Origin of the sequence: Streptomyces sp. NPDC048441, assembly GCF_043200235.1 — a bacterium.
Lineage (GTDB): Bacteria > Actinomycetota > Actinomycetes > Streptomycetales > Streptomycetaceae > Streptomyces.
This window is the reverse complement of the sequence record NZ_JBICXM010000005.1, coordinates 158,261-176,147: the sequence shown is the minus strand read 5'-3', so window position 1 is coordinate 176,147 and position 17,887 is coordinate 158,261. Positions and strand designations below refer to the sequence as shown.

Annotated in this window: 17 protein-coding genes and 1 riboswitch; of the genes, 9 read left to right on the top strand and 8 right to left on the bottom strand. The window is 71.3% G+C overall.

Annotated elements, in window-relative coordinates:
- Window positions 1–20: 20 nt before the first annotated feature.
- Window positions 21–2,453 carry a DUF3488 and DUF4129 domain-containing transglutaminase family protein gene (locus tag ACGFSB_RS14480; protein WP_393398386.1) on the top strand — a complete coding sequence of 811 codons (2,433 nt, stop codon included), beginning with the start codon at window positions 21–23 and terminating at the stop codon, window positions 2,451–2,453.
- A gap of 108 nt (window positions 2,454–2,561) precedes the next feature.
- Here ACGFSB_RS14480 and ACGFSB_RS14475 read toward each other — a convergent pair whose 3' ends face one another.
- The 3 genes from ACGFSB_RS14475 to ACGFSB_RS14465 all read right to left on the bottom strand — a co-directional run bounded on the left by ACGFSB_RS14475 (window position 2,562) and on the right by ACGFSB_RS14465 (window position 4,695).
- Entirely contained in the window at window positions 2,562–2,972 is a 411-nt protein-coding gene (locus tag ACGFSB_RS14475; protein ID WP_393398384.1) for a DUF3040 domain-containing protein, read from the bottom strand.
- A gap of 274 nt (window positions 2,973–3,246) precedes the next feature.
- The gene (locus ACGFSB_RS14470; protein ID WP_393398382.1) at window positions 3,247–4,023 is read right to left on the bottom strand and encodes a class I SAM-dependent methyltransferase; all 777 of its coding nucleotides are present in this window, start codon (window positions 4,021–4,023) and stop codon (window positions 3,247–3,249) included.
- 147 nt (window positions 4,024–4,170) lie between these two features.
- Window positions 4,171–4,695: an SAV_6107 family HEPN domain-containing protein gene (locus ACGFSB_RS14465; protein ID WP_393398380.1), complete on the bottom strand. Its 525-nt coding sequence runs from the start codon at window positions 4,693–4,695 to the stop codon at window positions 4,171–4,173.
- Between the two features lie 183 nt (window positions 4,696–4,878).
- On the opposite strand from ACGFSB_RS14465, the gene ACGFSB_RS14460 reads away from it, so the two are divergent.
- From ACGFSB_RS14460 to ACGFSB_RS14440, 5 genes are all read left to right on the top strand, one after another.
- Window positions 4,879–5,673: an ATP-binding cassette domain-containing protein gene (locus ACGFSB_RS14460; protein WP_393398378.1), complete on the top strand. Its 795-nt coding sequence runs from the start codon at window positions 4,879–4,881 to the stop codon at window positions 5,671–5,673.
- Window positions 5,645–7,729 carry a YhgE/Pip family protein gene (locus ACGFSB_RS14455; protein ID WP_393398376.1) on the top strand — a complete coding sequence of 695 codons (2,085 nt, stop codon included), beginning with the start codon at window positions 5,645–5,647 and terminating at the stop codon, window positions 7,727–7,729. Before ACGFSB_RS14460 ends, ACGFSB_RS14455 begins: the two co-directional genes overlap by 29 nt.
- A 50-nt stretch (window positions 7,730–7,779) precedes the next feature.
- A complete protein-coding gene (locus ACGFSB_RS14450) occupies window positions 7,780–8,397 on the top strand; it encodes a TetR/AcrR family transcriptional regulator (protein ID WP_393398374.1) in 618 nt (205 codons plus the stop codon).
- 375 nt (window positions 8,398–8,772) lie between these two features.
- On the top strand, window positions 8,773–9,387 hold the full coding sequence (locus ACGFSB_RS14445) for a DUF4126 domain-containing protein (protein ID WP_393398372.1): 615 nt from the start codon (window positions 8,773–8,775) through the stop codon (window positions 9,385–9,387).
- Window positions 9,388–9,432: 45 nt separating this feature from the next.
- Entirely contained in the window at window positions 9,433–10,968 is a 1,536-nt protein-coding gene (locus tag ACGFSB_RS14440) for a phytoene desaturase family protein (protein ID WP_393398370.1), read from the top strand.
- A 31-nt stretch (window positions 10,969–10,999) separates the two neighbouring features.
- On the opposite strand, the gene ACGFSB_RS14435 is transcribed toward ACGFSB_RS14440, so the two are convergent.
- From ACGFSB_RS14435 to ACGFSB_RS14415, 5 genes are all read right to left on the bottom strand, one after another.
- Window positions 11,000–11,890, bottom strand: coding sequence for a hypothetical protein (locus ACGFSB_RS14435; protein ID WP_393398368.1), 891 nt, complete (start codon window positions 11,888–11,890; stop codon window positions 11,000–11,002).
- A 44-nt stretch (window positions 11,891–11,934) separates the two neighbouring features.
- Complete coding sequence (gene metF / locus ACGFSB_RS14430; RefSeq protein WP_393398366.1) at window positions 11,935–12,855, bottom strand: methylenetetrahydrofolate reductase [NAD(P)H]; 921 nt, start codon at window positions 12,853–12,855, stop codon at window positions 11,935–11,937.
- Window positions 12,856–12,944: 89 nt separating this feature from the next.
- On the bottom strand, window positions 12,945–13,595 hold the full coding sequence (gene thiE, locus ACGFSB_RS14425) for a thiamine phosphate synthase (protein WP_393398364.1): 651 nt from the start codon (window positions 13,593–13,595) through the stop codon (window positions 12,945–12,947).
- 88 nt (window positions 13,596–13,683) lie between these two features.
- The gene (locus ACGFSB_RS14420) at window positions 13,684–14,049 is read right to left on the bottom strand and encodes an Rv2175c family DNA-binding protein (protein ID WP_393398362.1); all 366 of its coding nucleotides are present in this window, start codon (window positions 14,047–14,049) and stop codon (window positions 13,684–13,686) included.
- A 67-nt stretch (window positions 14,050–14,116) separates the two neighbouring features.
- On the bottom strand, window positions 14,117–15,337 hold the full coding sequence (locus tag ACGFSB_RS14415; protein WP_393398360.1) for an NAD(P)/FAD-dependent oxidoreductase: 1,221 nt from the start codon (window positions 15,335–15,337) through the stop codon (window positions 14,117–14,119).
- Between the two features lie 130 nt (window positions 15,338–15,467).
- Window positions 15,468–15,581: riboswitch (TPP riboswitch) on the top strand.
- On the opposite strand from ACGFSB_RS14415, the gene thiO reads away from it, so the two are divergent.
- The 3 genes from thiO to ACGFSB_RS14400 all read left to right on the top strand — a co-directional run bounded on the left by thiO (window position 15,579) and on the right by ACGFSB_RS14400 (window position 17,804).
- Window positions 15,579–16,778 carry a glycine oxidase ThiO gene (gene thiO / locus ACGFSB_RS14410; RefSeq protein WP_393398358.1) on the top strand — a complete coding sequence of 400 codons (1,200 nt, stop codon included), beginning with the start codon at window positions 15,579–15,581 and terminating at the stop codon, window positions 16,776–16,778. It overlaps the preceding riboswitch by 3 nt.
- Entirely contained in the window at window positions 16,775–17,002 is a 228-nt protein-coding gene (gene thiS / locus ACGFSB_RS14405) for a sulfur carrier protein ThiS (RefSeq protein WP_393398356.1), read from the top strand. Before thiO ends, thiS begins: the two co-directional genes overlap by 4 nt.
- Before the next feature lie 7 nt (window positions 17,003–17,009).
- Window positions 17,010–17,804, top strand: coding sequence for a thiazole synthase (locus tag ACGFSB_RS14400; RefSeq protein ID WP_393398354.1), 795 nt, complete (start codon window positions 17,010–17,012; stop codon window positions 17,802–17,804).
- Window positions 17,805–17,887 lie beyond the last annotated feature (83 nt).

Genomic DNA, 17,887 nt, shown 5'->3' with positions numbered 1-17,887 from the left:
ACGACAACAGGGGGACGTTCATGAGTGGGCGCGCGCGACTCGCGCTCTGTGCCACGGCGGCCACGCTGATGGCGTCGGGGGCACTGCTGCCGCTCGTCGATCCGGCGACGTGGTTCGTCCAGGCGGCGATCCTGCTCGCGCTGCAGAGCGGTGTGGGAGCCCTCACCCGGCGGGTTCCGCTGGCCCGGCCCGTGACCGTCGCGGTGCAGGCCCTGGTGACGCTGCTGCTCCTCACCCTGGTGTTCGCCCGTGAGCAGGCGATCGGCGGGGTGGTCCCCGGGCCCGACGTCTTCCGGGAGTTCGGGCTGCTCCTCCAGGCGGGTGGCGACGACATCGGGCAGTACGCGATCCCGGCGCCGCTCAGCGACGGCATCCGGCTGATGATGGTCGGCGGCGTCCTGGTGATCGGCCTCGCGGTCGACGCCCTGGCGGTGACCTTCCGTACGGCGGCGCCCGCGGGGCTTCCGCTGCTCGCGCTGTACTCGGTCGCCGCCGGTATCTCCGCGAACGGCGCGGGGTGGCTGTGGTTCCTGCTCGCCGCCGCCGGGTATCTGCTGCTGCTCCTGGCGGAGGGCCGGGACCGGCTCTCGCAGTGGGGGCGTGTCTTCGGAGGCGCCGCACGCGCGCCCGGCCGGATCTCGGGCGGCCTGGAGACCGAGAGCGGTGCCATCGCCCCGGTCCGCACGGGGCGGCGCATCGGCGCGGTCGCCCTTGGCATCGCCCTGGTGGTGCCGCTCGCACTGCCCGCCCTGGACGGCGGGCTCCTCGACGGTTCCGGTGGCCCCGGCGGCTCCGGGACGGGCGGCGGTGGCACGATCTCCGCGGTGAATCCGCTGGTCGCGCTCCAGGACAGCCTGAACGAACCGCAGGACCGCGAGGTCATCTCGTACAAGACGAACGCCAAGCAGACCGACAATCTGTACCTGCGGATCGTCTCCCTCGACCAGTTCGACGGGACGACCTGGAAGACCACCGTCCGGAGCATCAGGGACGTGCCGTCACGGCTCGAGGATCCGCCCGGCCTCTTCCCCGACGTCCGCAGGAGCGAGATCCAGACCAACATCTCCGCCGCCGACGGCTATGCGCAGAACTGGCTGCCGATGCCCTATCCGGCGAGCGAGGTGAAGATCAACGGCCGCTGGCGGTACGAGCCCGTGGGGCGCGCCCTGGTCGGCGACCGCGGCCAGACGACGCGCGGTGCGCAGTACGAGGTGAAGAGCCTGATCGTGCAGCCGACGGCCACGCAGCTCGCCGACGCCGGTGAGCCGCCCACGCAGATAGAGCGTGAGTTCACCAAGGTGCCCGACTCGCTGCCCTCCGTGGTGGCCTCCGAAGCGACGCGGATCACCAAAGGCTCGGCGAACAACTACGAGAAAGCGGTCAAACTCCAGGACTGGTTCGCCTCGGACGGCGGCTTCACATACAACACGCAGGTGCGGGCGGGCAGCGGCCCGGCGGCGATAGCCCGCTTCCTGGAGCAGAAGGAGGGCTTCTGCGTCCACTTCTCGTTCGCCATGGCGTCGATGGCGCGGACGCTCGGCATCCCCGCGCGCGTGGCGGTGGGCTTCACCCCTGGCGCGGCCAAGGGCGACGGTTCGATGTCGGTCGGCCTGCGGGACGCGCACGCCTGGCCCGAGCTGTACTTCGAAGGTGTGGGCTGGACCCGCTTCGAGCCGACGCCGAACCGCGGCACGGTGCCGGACTACACCCGCCCGGACACCCCGACCGACGGCGCGAGCGACCCGGCGGTGCCCGAGCCGACCTCGTCGACGGCGCCGTCCAGCGAGCCGTCGGCCTCCACGAGCTGCCCGGCCGACCAGCGGAAGCAGGGCGGCTGCGAGAGTACGGCCCCGGCGATCGCGGGCGGTTCGGGCGGCGAAGGACCACCGATCGGCATGATCATCGCCGTGACCCTCGGGGCGCTCGTGGTCCTCGCGGTGCCCTTCCTTCCGATGCTGTGGCGGAAGCGGATCCGCGCGGTGCGCCTCGGCTCCTCCGGTCGTACGGAGGCGGACGCCGTCGCTCGGACTCTGGCCGCCTGGCTCGAGGTGACCGATACGGCCTGGGACCACGGGATCACGCCGGACGACTCGCAGACCCCGCGCAAAGCCGCCGCCCGGATCGTACGGATCGGCTCTCTCACCGCGGCGCCCGCGGAGGCCGTCCATCGTCTTGCGGCCGCGGTCGAGCAGGTTCTCTACGCGCCGCGTCCACAGCCGACGTCCGGCCTGGCCGACGACGTGCACCGCGTGTGTGACGGACTGCGGGCCACGGCAAGCCGTCCGGCCCGGCTGCGGGCGACGCTCGCGCCGCGTTCGGCCGCACGGGTGGTGTGGGCGACATCGGACCGCTGGGCAGCGTTCAAACAGCGGTGGTCCGAGCGGATCGCCAAGCGGTGGGCGGCCCTGCGGAGGCCTTCGCGGCCGGCGGAGCCATCGCAGCAGGAGGGTTGAGGACATGTGTAAGGGGTGACCGCCATTGGCGGTCACCCCTTACACATGACTGGAAAAGCTAAGAATTCATTGGCGCTGATTCATTGGCCCTGATTCATTGGTCCTGATTCATTGACCTTGTTCGTCGCGGCGGCGCTGCCAGCGCTGCTCGATCCGGTCCATCATCGACTTGCGCTGCCTGGTCTGCCGACGGGCCGGGGCGCCGCCCGGTGCCGTGGGCGTGCCGGCGGCCGGCTGTTCACCTGGCTTGGGCGCTTTGCGCCATCCGGTGACAGCGAGCACCGCACATCCCAGCATGACGAGGAATCCCACCACGCTCACCCAGATCTGCTGGGCGACCATTCCGGCCATGAGAAGAGCGATACCCACAAGGAAGCCCGCGACCGCTTGGTAGACCCGTCGCCGGGTGTACGTACGCAGCCCGCTTCCCTCGAGCGCTGTCGCGAACTTGGGATCTTCGGCGTACAGCGCTCGCTCCATTTGCTCGAGCATGCGCTGCTCGTGCTCCGAGAGCGGCACGGAGTCCTCCTCATCGTGCAGTCGCCGGGGCGACCGGGGGTCCCCTTCAGGATAGGCAGGGAATCGCCCCCGTGAAACCCGCCCCTCTGCGCCAACTTCGCCAAACCGGACCACCCTGCCGCTCCGGCTCACTGAAGCGTGCATTCCCCAGCGGCCGACCCGGCATTCCGGGTGGTCTGCCTCGATCATACGGCGCCCATAGCCCGTTCGGGGGGTGTGTGCCCTACTCCATGTGCGGTTGCGTCGCTGATCAGCGGGGCAGCCAGCGCGAACGTCAGGCCGCTTCGGCATCCCGGGTCTCACCGAGCACGTGCAGCTGGGTGGCCACGGAGTGGAAGGCGGCGAGCTCGGCGGCGGCCGCCTCCAGCTTGAGCAGGGCCTCCATCGCGCCGGGCTCGGTGTCCACCAGGACGCCCGGAACGAGGTCGGCGAAGACCCGCACTCCGTGCACGGCGTCGACCCGGACGCCCGCGCTCTCGACAAGATCGGTGAGCTGCTCGGCGGTGAAGCGCCGGGGCACGGGGTCGCCGTCGCCCCAGCGTCCTGCCGGGTCACTGAGCGCCTGCCTGGCCTCGGTGAAGTGCCCGGCGAGCGCCCTGGCGAGCACGGCTCCGCCGAGGCCCGCGGCGAGCAGGCTGAGGGTGCCGGAGGGGCGCAGCGCACCGACCGCGTTGCGCACGCCCTCGGCGGGGTCGTCCACGTACTCCAGGACGCCATGGCACAGGACGGCATCGAACCCACCGCGCTCCACCACGTCGAACAGGCCGTGTACGTCACCCTGGACGCCGCGCACCCGGTCGGCGACGTCCGCCTCGGCTGCCCGGCGCTCGAGCGCGAAGAGGGCGTTCGGGCTGGGGTCGACGACGGTGACGCGGTGGCCGAGGCGGGCGACGGGCACGGCGAAGTTGCCGCTGCCGCCTCCGGTGTCGAGCACGTCGAGCGAGCGTGACTCCCGGCCCGTGGCCTTGACCCGGCGGTCGAGAGCGTCCTTGAGGACCTCCCAGACCACGGCGGTACGGAGAGAAGCGCGGGGGCGCATCGGGTCCGACACGGCAGTTGACTCCTCGGCGCGTCCACCGCTTGGTCCGCGGCGGAGCTAGGGGATTCCCTCCGCCTGCTCTTGCGGCACGGAGGAGGGTGCGGGCGCTCCCACCCTATTGCCTTCGGCCGACTGCCCCGTCACCCGTCTCAACCCGCCTCAACCCGCGTCCGGCGGCTCCTGCCTGGGCTGGGGCAGCACGGGCTGCAGCACGAGCATCCGCTCGATGAGGCGCAGGAACATCGCCACGTCGCGCAGCAGGTCGTCCGCGTCGCGAACCGTGGCCGCGCCCTGTATGCCCGCCTCGGCGCGGGCCCTGCGTGCCGCGCCGGACGCGAACAGGGCGCTCCACTCGGCCAGTTCGGGCGCTATCTCGGGGAGCACTTCCCAGGCGCTCCGGATCCGCTGCCTGCGTCGCGGGGTCGTCTCGGGGCGACCGCGGGCGGCGAGGACGGCCGCCGCGGTGCGCAGGGCGGCCAGATGGGCTGTGGCGTAGCGCTCGTTCGGAGTGTCCAGGTGCGCGGCTTCTTCGATGCCGGCGCGGGCCTGGGCGAGCAGTTCGAGGGCGGCGGGCGGGGCAGTGGCCCGGCGCAGGACGGGGTGGACGTCGCTCGCGGGGCCGGTCAGCGGGGCAGAGCCGACGGGGCGGTGCCGACGTGCGGCTGCTGCGGAAGTGCTGGCCATGACGAACCTCCTGTCGTCGCGTAACGGCATGGTGGCCGTATGTGCCCATCGTGAAGTACGCCACTGACAATCGGCTCTGACCTGCGCTTTTGCCTCATTCGAAGGTTCGCGCTAGTTTTTGTACTGACCAGTCAGTTCAAAAGAGGGCGCGGACAGCGCAGAGGATGCGAGGGGGATCAGCCAGTGGACGGTCCGAAGGACGGTGTGCGGGGAGCCGCCGTCACAGCGGAGGGGTTCGGGCTCAAGGGGCCGCGGGGCTGGGCGTTCCGCGGGGTCGGCGTCGACGCGGAGCCCGGGGCCCTGATCGCGGTCGAGGGACCATCGGGGTCCGGCCGCACCTGCCTGCTGCTCGCACTCACCGGGCGGATGCGCCCCACCGAGGGCGAGGCCGCCGTGGGGCGCTTCCGGCTGCCCAAGCAGCTCGCGGCGGTCCGCCGGATCAGCGCGCTCGGGCCCGTGCCCGGCGTGACGGATCTCGACCCGGCGCTGACCGTCGCCGAGCATCTGCACGAACGGGCGCTCCTGCAGCGGCGGTTCGGCGGCTCGCTGCGGGGTCTGCTGAAGCCGCGGGCGGAGCGGAAGACCGAGGCACGGCTGCGGATCGACACCGCGCTGACCGCGGCGGGGCTCGACATGGAGTCGCTGCCCAAGGGCCGGCGGACCTCCGTACGCGACCTGGAACGCCTTGAGGCGCTGCGGCTCTCCGTGGCCCTGGCCCTGATCGGGCGGCCGCGGCTGCTCGGCGTCGACGATGTCGACCTCAAGCTGTCGGACGCCGAACGGGCCGAGGCCTGGGCCCTGTTGAGGTCCATCGCCGACAGCGGCACCACCGTCGTGGCGGTGTGCAGCGAGGCTCCCGATGACGCGGTGGTCATATCGACCGCGCGGCCCGCCGACGGCACGTCGGACGACGACACCTCGGACACCGACGACGACAAGGAGACGGCCGATGCGCTCGCCGAAGCTGGCCTCGCTTGAGCTCAGGCGTTTCGGCAGGGGGAAGCTGCCGCGGATGGCGCTGGTCGCGCTCCTGCTGCTGCCCCTGCTGTACGGCGCGCTGTACCTCTGCTCGTTCTGGGACCCGTACGGCCGTCTCGACCGGATACCCGTGGCGCTCGTCAACGACGACAAGGGCGCGAGCGCCGCGGGCAAGAAGCTCGCGGTGGGCGACGGCATCGTCGACGGGCTCGAGGACAGCAAGACGTTCGACTGGCACGAGGTGAGTTCCGCCGAGGCGCACAAGGGCGTCGAGGACGGGACGTACTACCTGTCGCTCACGATGCCGTCCGACTTCAGCAAGCGCATCGCGTCGAGTTCGGGGGACTCTCCGGAGACGGGCGCTCTTCAGGTCCGTACGAACGACGCCAACAACTACATCGTCGGGCAGATCTCGCGGACGGTCTTCTCCGAGGTGCGCACGGCGGCTTCCACCAAGGCCTCACGATCGTTCCTCGACAAGATCTTCATCTCGTTCTCCGACATCCACGGGGCGACCCAGAAGGCAGCCAAGGGCGCCGACAAGCTCGACAGCGGCATCGGAGAGGCCAAGAAGGGCTCGAAGAAGCTCGCGACCGGCCTGACGGACGCCAAGAACGGCAGCAGCGACCTGGCGGGCGGCATCAAGAAGCTCGACAAGGGCGCCGGTGAACTGGAGACCGGCTCGAAGCGGGTCTCCGACGGCACCCAGAAGCTGGCCGACAAGGTCAACGGCACAGCGGACCAGGTGCGGCCCTTCCTGAAGGACAACGGCAAGACCGTCGGGGACACGGCCCAGCTCGTCGCCGACTCCTCCAAGGCCCTGCGCCACAACCTGGACACCTGGGTGAAGCTGGCGCCAGAGGCGGCCAAGGGCGCGGCGAGCGGCTCCAAGGTCATCGGCGACTTCTACACGGAGCGCTGCGAGAACGCCCCCCTTCCCGATCCCTACTGCCCGAAGCTCAAGGAGGCCAAGAAGTCCGCGGAGAACGTATCGACCATCGCGGACGACATGAACACCCTGGTCAAGGACCAGAACAGCGACGTCAAGAAGCTCAAGACGCACCTCAGCACGCTGCAGAAGAAGTCCCAGGCGCTCGCCGACCGCGCGCCGCACCTCGACGAGGACCTGAACAAGGCCGTCACCCAGATCAATGACCTCAACTCGGGCGCGGGCAAGGTCTCCAAGGGCGCCAAGAAGCTGCACACGGGCCTCGGCACGGCCAAGACAGGCGCCGACGACCTCGACGCGGGCGTCGGCAAGCTCAAGACGGGCGCGACCGATCTCAAGGGCGGCCTGTTCAAGCTGGCCGACGGCTCCGAGAAGCTGTCCGGCGGACTGCACGACGGCGTCAAGAAGATCCCCGACTACGACAAGAACGACCGCGACCAGCGCACCGACGTCATGGCCGACCCGGTGCAGCTCGCCTCCCAGTCGATGCACAAGGCGCCCAACTACGGCACGGGCTTCGCGCCCTACTTCATCCCGCTGTCCCTGTGGGTCGGCGCGATGGTGGCGTACATGCTGATCCAGCCGCTCAACCGGCGCGCGCTCGCCGCGGGCGCCTCCGCCTGGCGGATCGCGTTCGCGGGCTGGCTGCCGGTCGCCGCCCTCGGGGTGCTCCAGACGGCGGCCCTGATGTCGGTCCTGCACTGGGGTCTCGGTCTGCAGATGGCGCGGGCGGCCGGGACAGTGGGCTTCCTCTGCCTGGTGACGTGCTGCTTCGCCGCGATCGTGCAGTGGCTGAACGCACGCTTCGGAGCGGCCGGGCGGATCCTCGTCCTCGCTGTCCTGATGCTCCAGCTGACATCGGCGGGCGGCACGTACCCCGTCCAGACGAGTCCGTCCTTCTTCAACGCGATCCACCCCTTCTTGCCGATGAGTTACGTCGTCGACGCTCTACGGAGGCTCATCACGGGCGGCGGGCTCGGCCCCGTCTGGCAGGCGTGCGTGGTCCTCACGGCCTTCACCGCGGGCGCCCTCGCGCTCACCGCGCTCTCCGCGCACCGCAAGCAGGTGTGGACCCTGGACCGGCTGCACCCGGAGCTGAGCCTGTGAGAGCCGGAACCGAGCCTGTGCGCGCGGCAAGACCTGTGAGAATCGAGCCCATGGACAGCAGCGCAACCAGCACCCGGCGCGAAGCCACCCGGCAGAAGCTCTACGAGGCGGCCGTCACGCTCATCGCGGAGCAGGGCTTCTCGGCCACGACGGTCGACGAGATCGCCGAGCGGGCCGGGGTCGCGAAGGGCACGGTCTACTACAACTTCGCGAGCAAATCGGTCCTCTTCGAAGAGCTGCTGCGCCATGGCGTCGGACTGCTCACCGCCTCCTTGAAGGAGGCGGCGGAGAAGACCGCCGGGCATGGCGGCAGCAAGGTCGACGCCCTGGACGCGATGATCCGGGCGGGCCTGGTCTTCATCGACCGCTATCCGGCCTTCACCCAGCTGTACGTCGCCGAACTGTGGCGCACCAACCGCGCCTGGCAGTCCACCCTGATGGTGGTCAGGCAGCAGGCGGTCGCCGTCGTCGAGGACGTACTGCGAGGGGGCGTCGAGAACGGCGAGCTCAGCGAGGAGATCGACATCCCCCTGACGGCCGCGGCGCTCGTCGGGATGGTCCTGGTGGCGGCCCTCGACTGGCAGGCCTTCCAGCCGGAGCGCTCCCTGGACGATGTGCACTCGGCGCTTTCGCGCCTGCTCCAGGGCCGGGTGAGCGGAGGGCGCTGAGCCCGCCCTGAGCCGCGTACGAAACAGCGCCGGTCCGGTGCCGCCTGATCTCCAGGCGGCACCGGACCGGCGCTTTTGTGTTCCCCCGAAACCCCCGTTTCGGCCCCCGAGGTGGTCACCCCCGGGTCGCCCCCGTCCCCCGTGTCTCACTCCCACCTCTGGTGGGGTGGGAGGAGCGGCCAAGGGCGCCGCGCCGTTCCGCCGCCCCGTGTCGGCGGTACGGGCGCTGCGCCCTTCTCCGTGTCCCTCACTCTTCCGTCTTCGCAGGTCGGGACCCATCCGCGCTGGTACTCATCTCCAGTACTAGGTACGGATACTCAGACCTGGGTGCTCATCCCCAGACCGGCGACTTCCGGACTGGTTACGATCGCGTCCGTGTCCGTACTCCCCCTGGTCTTCACCAGCGGCTGGGCGAGCGGGATCAACGCGTACGCCGTTGTCCTGCTGCTCGGTGTCTTCGGCGCGACCGGGATCACCGACGAGGTGCCCGAGTCGCTGCAACGTCCTGATGTGCTGATCGTCGCCGGAGTGCTCTTCGCCTGCGAGGCCGTCGCCGACAAGATCCCTTACGTCGACTCGGTGTGGGACACGGTGCACACCGTGATCCGGCCGGTGTCCGGTGCGGTGGTGGGCGCGCTGCTCGCGGGCCAGAGCGGTTCGCTTCCTGACCTGGCGGCGGGCGCGGTGGGCGGTTCGACGGCGCTGGCGAGCCACTTCGTGAAGGCCGGGACGCGGATGGCGATCAACACGTCGCCCGAGCCGTTCAGCAACATCATCGTGAGCACGGCGGAGGATCTCGGGGTCGGCGGGATCGTGAGCTTCGCGATGTTCTATCCGGAGGCGGCGGCGACCATCGCGGCCGTGCTGCTGGTCACCGGCCTGGTGCTGCTGTTCTTCCTGGTCTCGCGCATCCGGCGGTTCCTGCGGCGCAGGGCGCAGCGGCGCGAGGAGAAACGGCTCGCGGCGCACGCGGGACGGCCGCCGGACTGAGGGCTCCCGGCGTGACTGTCAGTGGTGGCCGATAAAGTCCCTGGCATGGCACGGATTGTGGTGATCGGCGCCGGGATGGGCGCGATGGCGGCGGCCGCCCGGCTGGCCGTCGCGGGCCACCGGGTGGTGGTGCACGAGCGCTCGGCGACGTACGGCGGCGCGCTGGGCAGCGTCGAGCGGGACGGCTTCGTCTTCGACACGGGCCCCGCCCTGCTCCATCTGCCCGCGGTCCACCGCGACTTGTTCGTGAAGACGGGCAAGGAACCCCTGGAGAAGTGCGTCGAGCTCTCCCAGGTGGAGCCCGCGGTCCGGCATGTCTTCGCGGACGGCACGGCCACCGATCTGCCGAACGCCTCGCGCGCGGGCGTCGGCGAGGCCCTGGACGCGGCGCTGGGCAGCGGCGCGGGCGCCCTCTGGTCCGCCTTCATGGACCGAGCCCGTGAGGCGTGGGACCGCACCCGGCGTCCCCTCCTGGAAGAGCCGCTCTGGCCGAACTGGCAGATCCTCGCCGACCGCGAGCCCTACCCCGCGGCGGGGCACAAGCGCCTCCTGCGCCGCGAGCGCCGAGCGACCACCCTCACCGAGGTCGCCGAACTCGAACTGGGCGGCGACGCACGCCTCCTCGCGCTCCTCGAGCAGTACGCCATCGCGCACGGCCTCGATCCGCGTACGACCCCGGCGAGCGCGGCCGTCCTGCCCTACCTGGAGCACACCTTCGGCGCATGGTCCGTGCGCGGCGGGATGCGCGCCCTCGCGCGGGCCGTGTACGAGCGGTGCCTGGCCCGCCGGGTCGAGTTCGCGTTCGACTCCCAGGTGACCCGGATCATCGAGAAGGACGGCCGCGCGGCGGGCGTAGAGCTCGCGGACGGGACAGCGGAGGAGGCGGACTTCGTGGTCGCCGGGGTCGCGCCCGGCGTCCTGGACGACTTGCTGTCCGGTGTATCCGGCATGTCAGGCACCTCCGGCGCTTCCGGTGTGAACATACGGGCGGAGGGTGAGGTGCGGGCCCGCTCCGGACTGCCGAGCCGCCTCACGATCCTGCTCGCACTGCGCGGCCCGAGGCCGGGCGGGACGCCTCATCGGACGGTGCTGCATACCGCCGACCGCGAGGACGAGCTCACCTGGCTCTTCGGGGACCGCACCGGACTGCCCGCCGCACCCACTCTCACCGTGCTGCGCCCTGACGACCCGGCGCTCACCCCCGACGCCGAGCACGAGGCGGTCACGGTGACGGTCACGGTGCCCGCGCACGCGGAGGTCACCGAGGCGGACGTGGACCGGCTGCTCACCCGTGCCGAGGCCGTGGTGCCGGATCTGCGCGAGCGCCTGCTCTGGCACGAGGTCCGCACCCCCGCCGACGTCGCGGAGGCCACCGGCGCGGACGGTGGCGCGGTCCCGCCCCCGTCCCTCGCGGCGGGCGAGGGCAAGCTGCTCCACCCGTCCAACAGCACGCGCGTGCCGGGGCTCTTCGCGGTCGGCGGCTGGGCGCACCCGGGCGGCGGGCTTCCGCACGCGGGCATGTCGGGCACGCTGGTCGCCGGGCTGATCGTGGAGGGGCCGGACTTCCGGGGCTCGCAGTAGGCGGAGGGCCAGAGCCAGGGGCCTCCGGGGATCAGTACCGGTACTGCTCGTTGTACCCCGCGTCGTACCCGTTCCCCTGGGCCTGCTCGCCCTGGTAGGGATACGGCTGCTCCGGCGGGAGTTCGCCGCCGTACTGGCCGTACGGGTCCTCGGCACTGCGCTGCTGGGGCACCCAGACCCCGCCGGGCGGCGTCTCGTTGTACGTCCCTGCCCCGGTGCCGTACGGATCGGCGGCAGGATAGGGCGCGTACTGCTGCTGGTCGCCGTACGTGTCGTAGGGCTGCTCGCCGCCGTACGTCTGCGTCCCGATGTACGGGTCGGAGTACGCGGCGTACTGCTGCTGCCCCGTCTCGCCGTACGCGTACGGCTGCTGGGGGTCATAGCCCGCGTTGGAGTACGTGTCGTAGCCGTAGCCACTGTCCGCCGGGGCGGCCTGCTGCTGTGCGTACGCCGGGTCGCTGTAGATGCCGTACTGCCCGGTGTCGTCGGGCAGGGGCTCCGGAGCGTAGACACCGCCCGGGGCCTGCTCAGGCGGAGGCGGTCCCATCGGATCCATCGGGCCCATCGCACCCGCCTGCTCGTACTCGAGGTCGGAGACCTGGAGCGTCGGCTCCTGGGCCGCATCGGCACCCCGCGGCGTCGTCTTGCGGCGCTTGCTCAGGCCCGGCTGGCCGCCGAGCGCCCAGCCGGTCGAGAAGCCGCGGCGGAACGACAGCGTCACGTACGTCTGTCCCGTGGCGAAGGCGATCGCACCGACCGCGATGACCACCACCGACGGCATCAGCACGCCGATGACCACACCGAGGAAGCCGCCGAAGGCGAGCAGCCGCCAGCGCAGCCGCGCCTTGTACTGCAGCAGCACCTCGCCGAGCAGCCACAGCGCGACGCCGCCGAACGCGATGTAGAGGACCGTCCAGCCCATGTACGCCCCTCTCCCCACGGCCGCCGCCTCAGGGGTACGGCCGGTCAGGCCTGCGGGTGATGCAGGCCCAGATTTTCGTAGATTTCCAACGTCGCCGTGGAGTTGTTGAGCGTGATGAAGTGCAGTCCAGGAACACCCTCGGCCAGCAACCGCGCGCAGAACTCCGTCGCGAACTCGATGCCAATGGAGCGTACAGCCGCCGGATCGTCTTTGGCTGTGAGGATGCGCTCTTTGAGAGCCGAGGGGAAGGAAGCGTTGCTGAGCTGGGGCAGCCGCTCCAACATGCGCACGTTCGTCACCGGCATGATCTCCGGGATGATCGGCGTCGCACAGCCCGCGGCCTCGACCCGGTCGCGAAGGCGCAGATACTCCTCCGGATAGAAGAACATCTGTGTGATCGCGTAGTCGGCGCCCGCGCGGCACTTGTCGACGAAGTGCCGGACGTCGGTGTCCCAGTCGGGCGAGCGCGGATGCATCGCGGGGAAGGCCGCGACGCCCACGCAGAAGTCGCCCGACTCCTTGATCAGCTCGACCAGTTCGGCGGCGTACGTAAGGCCCTTGGGGTGCTTGACCCAGTCCGCGAGAGGGTCACCGGGCGGGTCGCCGCGGACCGCGAGCATGTTCCTGATCCCGGCATCCGCGTACTGCCCGATGATGTTGCGCAGCTCGGCCACGGAGTGGTCGACCGCGGTCAGGTGGGCGACGGGCGTGAGCGTCGAGTCGGCGACGATCTGCTGCGTTTCCTTGACCGTGCCCGCCCGTGTCGAGCCGCCCGCGCCGTACGTCACGGAGACGAAGCTGGGGGCCACCGCCTCGACCCGGCGCAGGGCGTTCCACAGGTTCCGCTCGCCCTTCGCGGTCTTCGGCGCCGAGAACTCGAAGGAGTAGGTCGTCTTGCCGGTCGCGAGCATGTCGCGCACGGTCCGTGCGCGATCAGTTCTGGTGGAAGCAGTGCCTAGGGCCATACGGGCAGGTTAGCGACGGGGCACCGCTACCGGCCAATCCCCGTCCATCCTGCGGACAACCTCCACGAAGGATGGCCGAAGATCGCCGATCAGGCCGTGCGCAGCCGCTTCGCGAAGTCGGCCGCCGCGGCGGCCGGATCGTCGGCCTCGGTGATGGCCCGTACGACGACGACACGGCGGGCGCCCGCTTCGAGCACCTCGTCCAGATTTCCCGCGTCGATGCCGCCGATCGCGAACCACGGGCGGTCCGTGCCGAGCGACGCGGTGTACCGGACCAGGTCGAGCCCGGGGGCGTACCGGCCCGGCTTGGTGGGTGTCGGCCAGCAGGGTCCTGTGCAGAAGTAGTCCACGCCGTCCTGTGTGGCCGCCGCGGCGGCCTCGGTGTCGGCATGAGTGGAGCGGCCGACGAGGACGTCATCTCCGAGGATCGCGCGGGCCGCGGGCACGGGCAGGTCGCCCTGGCCCAGGTGCAGCACGTCGGCGCCGATGGCGTGCGCGACGTCCGCGCGGTCGTTCACCGCGAGGAGCTTGCCGTGCCGCCGGGCGGCGTCGGCGAAGACCTGGAGGTGGTCGAGCTCCTCGGCCGCCTCCATGCCCTTGTCGCGCAGCTGCACGATGTCGACGCCGCCCGCGAGAACGGCGTCGAGGAACTCCGGGAGGTCTCCCTGGCGCTTGCGGGCGTCCACGCACAGGTAGAGACGGGCGTCCGCGAGCTGCTCGCGGGCAGGCTTGGTGGCCATGGAGAGGTCCCCCCGGGGTCGGTGGCGTACGGACCGGCGCGTCCCTGGGGACACGCCGGTCCGTACGCCGGACGGTTTTCCGTGTCGGTCAGACGGCGAGCGCCTGGGCGCGGCGCTTCACCTCCGTGCCGCGATTCTCGCTCAGGGCCTGCGCGGGCGTGCCGGGCAGGGTCGGGTCGGGAGTGAAGAGCCACTCCAGCATCTCTTCGTCGGAGAAGCCGTCGTCCCTCAGGAGCGTCAAGGTGCCGGTCAGGCCCTTGACGATCTTGTCGCCGTCGATGAAGGCGGCCGGCACCGCGAGCGCGCGGTTCTCACCACGGCGCACGGCGATCACTTGGCCCTCCTTGACCAGCTGGCGCACACGCGTCACCTCGACGTCGAGCATTTCTGCGATGTCGGGGAGGTGGAGCCACTCGGGGACGAGAGCATCAGTCTTTGCGTCAATCTCGGTCACGGGTCAAGCGTATCGCTGGCCACTGACACCGGCCGGGCACAGGGTGCGCCCCGGGGCTGCCCCAGGGCTAGGGAAGCGTTGCCTTCTTCAGCGGCACCGCGGGATCCGATGCCAGCTCAGGGGAGAGGCGCATGCCCGCCTCGATCAGCTTGCGGCCCTGGGCCAGGTCCCTGGGGCGGCCCACAGCGAGGACCGCCACCAGTACGCCCTCCCTGAGCCAGCACACCGTCCAGGCCGCGCCCGAGGGGTCGCCGCGCCGGATCAGCTCGTCGGCGGGCGCGTGGTGGCCCGCGTACTGCACGAAGCGGCCGAACTGCTCGGACCAGAAGTACGGGACCGGGTCGTACGCCGAAGGGGTCTCGCCGATGATGTTCGCCGCCACCGTGCGCGGGCCCTGGAGTGCGTTGTCCCAGTGGTGAACGAGAAGTCGCTCGCCATACCTTCCCGAAGGGAAGGAGGAGCAGTCGCCGACCGCGTACACATCGGGTTCCGACGTACGCAGGTGGTCGTCGGCGACGATTTCCCGGTGGGCGCCCAGGGTGATGCCGGAGCCCCCGAGCCAGTCCGTGGCGGGGCGGGCGCCGATGCCGACGACGACCGCGTCCGCGGGCAGCCGTGTGCCGTCGTCCAGGAGGACACTGCCGGGCTCGACGCGCTCCACGCGCGCGTGGGTGCGCAGCTCGGCTCCGGAGTCCGCGTACCAAGCCGCCATGGGCGCCGCGACCTCGGCGGGCAGCGCCCCCGCGAGCGGGCGCCCGGCGGCCTCGACCACGGTGACGGAGCAGCCCGCCTCGCGTGCGGCGGTCGCGAACTCGGCGCCGATCCAGCCCGCGCCGACGACCACGATGCGGTGCTGCTCGGCCAGCACAGGCCGCAGCCGTTCGGCGTCGTCCAGGGTGCGCAGCAGATGGACACCGGGCACTCCGGAGGCGCCGGGCAGCAGGATCGGCTGGGCGCCGGTGGCAATGACGAGGACGTCGTAGGGCACGGGCCCCGACGAGGTGTCCAGCTCGTGGGCGGCTGGACGGACGCCGGTGACCTCGTGGCCCAGGCTCAGCTCGATGCCGAGCGCCTCGAAGTCGATGTCGAAGGCGGAGCCCTCCGCCTTGCCGAGCAGTACTGCCTTGGACAGCGGCGGCCTGTCGTACGGCTGGTGCGGCTCCGCGCCGATCAGGGTGACCGCACCGGCGAACCCCTGGTCCCGCAGGGCCACGGCGGTCTGCACCCCGGCCATCCCCGCGCCGACGATGACGATCCGCCGCTCTGTCTGCCTCCGCTGCTCACTCACCCGATCACTGTAGGGCGGCGGGCGTCGCACGCCTCAGAGTGCGACGAGGAGATCTCTGACACACCGTCACTGCCCGTGCGCGGGCAGCTCCCCTACTGTCGTCGGACGCGACGGGCTAGGGTGGCCGGTGCGAAACACTCGCGGGAGCCCGGACGCACCGGGCTGAGAGGGAGGCTGGGACGGCCTCCGACCGTACGAACCTGATCCGGGTCATGCCGGCGAAGGGAGGGGCTGGACGCCCATGCATCCACGTACATCACCCCGTACGACGAACAGCACGAACGACGTCGTTGTCGTCGGGGGCGGCATCATCGGCCTGGTCACGGCCTGGCGCGCGGCACAGCGCGGCCTGTCCACCGCGGTCGTGGACCCGGATCCCGGCGGCGGCGCGGCGCAGGTCGCCGCGGGCATGTTGGCCGCCGTCACCGAGCTGCACTACGGCGAGCAGGCGCTGCTCGGCCTGAATCTCGCCTCCGCGAAGCGCTATCCCGAGTTCGCGGCCGAGCTCACGGAGGCGAGCGGCCGCGATCTCGGCTACCGCGCGTCAGGCACGCTCGCCGTCGCACTCGACTCCGACGACCGCGCCCATCTGCGCGAACTGCACACCCTTCAGCAGCAGTCGGGGCTCACGTCGGAGTGGCTGAGCGGGCGCGAGTGCCGCCGCCTCGAGCCGATGCTCGCGCCGGGAGTCCGTGGCGGGCTCCGAGTGGACGGCGACCACCAGGTCGACCCGCGCAGGCTCGCCGCCGCGCTCCTGGTGGCCTGCGAGCGGGCGGGAGTGATCTTCCACCGCGTGTGGGCCGAGCGCCTCTCGGTCGTACGGGACCGGGCCACCGGAGTCGTACTCGCCGACGGCACCGCCCTGGAGGCCGGTCTGACCGTGCTCGCGGGCGGCAGCCTCAGCGGGCGCCTCGCAGGGGTCCCGGAGGGCGTGCTGCCGCCCGTACGCCCCGTGAAGGGGCAAGTGCTCCGGCTCACGGTGCCGGAGCGTTACGCGCCGTTCCTGAGCCGCACCGTGCGCGCCGTCGTGCGCGGCAGCCACGTCTATCTGGTGCCGCGCGAGAACGGCGAGCTCGTCGTCGGCGCGACCAGCGAAGAGCTCGGCTGGGACACGACGGTCACCGCGGGCGGCGTGTACGAGCTGCTTCGGGACGCCCACGAACTCGTACCGGGCATCACGGAACTCCCGCTGACCGAGACCCGCGCGGGTCTGCGCCCCGGCTCCCCGGACAACGCGCCCCTGCTCGGCCCGACCGCGCTCCCCGGCCTCCAGCTGGCCACCGGGCACTACCGCAATGGCGTGCTTCTCACGCCCATCACCGGCGACGTCATGGCGCACGCCCTGACCACCGGTGAACTGCCCGACGAGGCGCGGGGGTTCACTCCCCTGCGCTTTGTCCGCACCCCTCTTACGAAGCGCTTCATGGAGCAGCCCGCATGACCCTCTCAGCCGATACAGCCGGTACAGCCGTCTCCGTCAACGGGGAAGTGCGCGATGTGGCCGCGGGCACCACGCTCGAAGCCCTCGTCGCCACCCTCACCGTCGCGCCCTCCGGCGTCGCCGCCGCGCTCAACGAAACCGTCGTCCCGCGCGCGCGGTGGTCAACCACCGCACTCGCCGACGGCGACCGTGTCGAAGTCCTCACCGCCGTCCAAGGAGGCTGAACCGACCATGGCAGACGACCCTTTCGTCATCGGCGGGCTCACCCTTTCCTCGCGCCTGATCATGGGTACGGGCGGTGCGCCGAGCCTGGACGTCCTGGAACGGTCCCTCGTCGCCTCCGGAACGGAGCTGACGACGGTCGCGATGCGCCGCCTCGATCCCGGCGTGCAGGGCTCGGTGCTCTCCGTCCTCGACCGGCTCGGCATCCGGGTCCTGCCGAACACGGCGGGCTGCTTCACCGCGGGCGAGGCCGTCCTGACCGCCCGGCTCGCTCGCGAAGCGCTCGGCAGTGACCTGATCAAGCTGGAGGTCATCGCGGACGAGCGCACTCTGCTCCCCGACCCGATCGAGCTCATCGACGCCGCCGAGACCCTGGTCGACGACGGCTTCACGGTGCTTCCGTACACGAACGACGATCCTGTCCTGGCCCGGAAGCTGGAGGACGTGGGCTGTGCGGCGATCATGCCGCTCGGCTCCCCCATCGGTTCTGGGCTCGGCATCCGTAACCCGCACAACTTCCAGCTGATCGTCGAGCACGCACGCGTGCCGGTGATCCTGGACGCGGGGGCGGGGACGGCGTCCGACGCGGCGCTCGCGATGGAGCTGGGGTGCGCGGGTGTGATGCTCGCCTCCGCCGTGACGCGGGCCCAGGAGCCGGTCCTCATGGCCGAGGCCATGCGGCACGGGGTCGAGGCGGGGCGCCTCGCGTACCGGGCCGGGCGGATTCCCCGGCGGCACTTCGCCGAGGCGTCGTCTCCCGCGGAGGGCCTGGCCCGGCTGGATCCGGAGCGGCCCGCGTTCTGAGTGCCGCACAGCGCCGCACAGTGCCGCACGCCTGTTACAGGTCGGCTGCAGTCGAGCTCCGAGGACACCCGGACGGGCAACGG

Bases quoted from the DNA above. Each gene is read 5' to 3' on its own strand.
- ACGFSB_RS14440 (WP_393398370.1), top strand. From the start codon at position 9,433: ATGGCACGGATTGTGGTGATCGGCGCCGGGATGGGCGCGATGGCGGCG.
- ACGFSB_RS14435 (WP_393398368.1), bottom strand. From the start codon at position 11,890: ATGGGCTGGACGGTCCTCTACATCGCGTTCGGCGGCGTCGCGCTGTGG.
- ACGFSB_RS14455 (WP_393398376.1), top strand. From the start codon at position 5,645: ATGCGCTCGCCGAAGCTGGCCTCGCTTGAGCTCAGGCGTTTCGGCAGG.
- metF (WP_393398366.1), bottom strand. From the start codon at position 12,855: ATGGCCCTAGGCACTGCTTCCACCAGAACTGATCGCGCACGGACCGTG.
- ACGFSB_RS14465 (WP_393398380.1), bottom strand. From the start codon at position 4,695: ATGGCCAGCACTTCCGCAGCAGCCGCACGTCGGCACCGCCCCGTCGGC.
- thiO (WP_393398358.1), top strand. From the start codon at position 15,579: ATGCATCCACGTACATCACCCCGTACGACGAACAGCACGAACGACGTC.
- ACGFSB_RS14400 (WP_393398354.1), top strand. From the start codon at position 17,010: ATGGCAGACGACCCTTTCGTCATCGGCGGGCTCACCCTTTCCTCGCGC.
- thiE (WP_393398364.1), bottom strand. From the start codon at position 13,595: ATGGCCACCAAGCCTGCCCGCGAGCAGCTCGCGGACGCCCGTCTCTAC.
- ACGFSB_RS14480 (WP_393398386.1), top strand. From the start codon at position 21: ATGAGTGGGCGCGCGCGACTCGCGCTCTGTGCCACGGCGGCCACGCTG.
- ACGFSB_RS14450 (WP_393398374.1), top strand. From the start codon at position 7,780: ATGGACAGCAGCGCAACCAGCACCCGGCGCGAAGCCACCCGGCAGAAG.
- thiS (WP_393398356.1), top strand. From the start codon at position 16,775: ATGACCCTCTCAGCCGATACAGCCGGTACAGCCGTCTCCGTCAACGGG.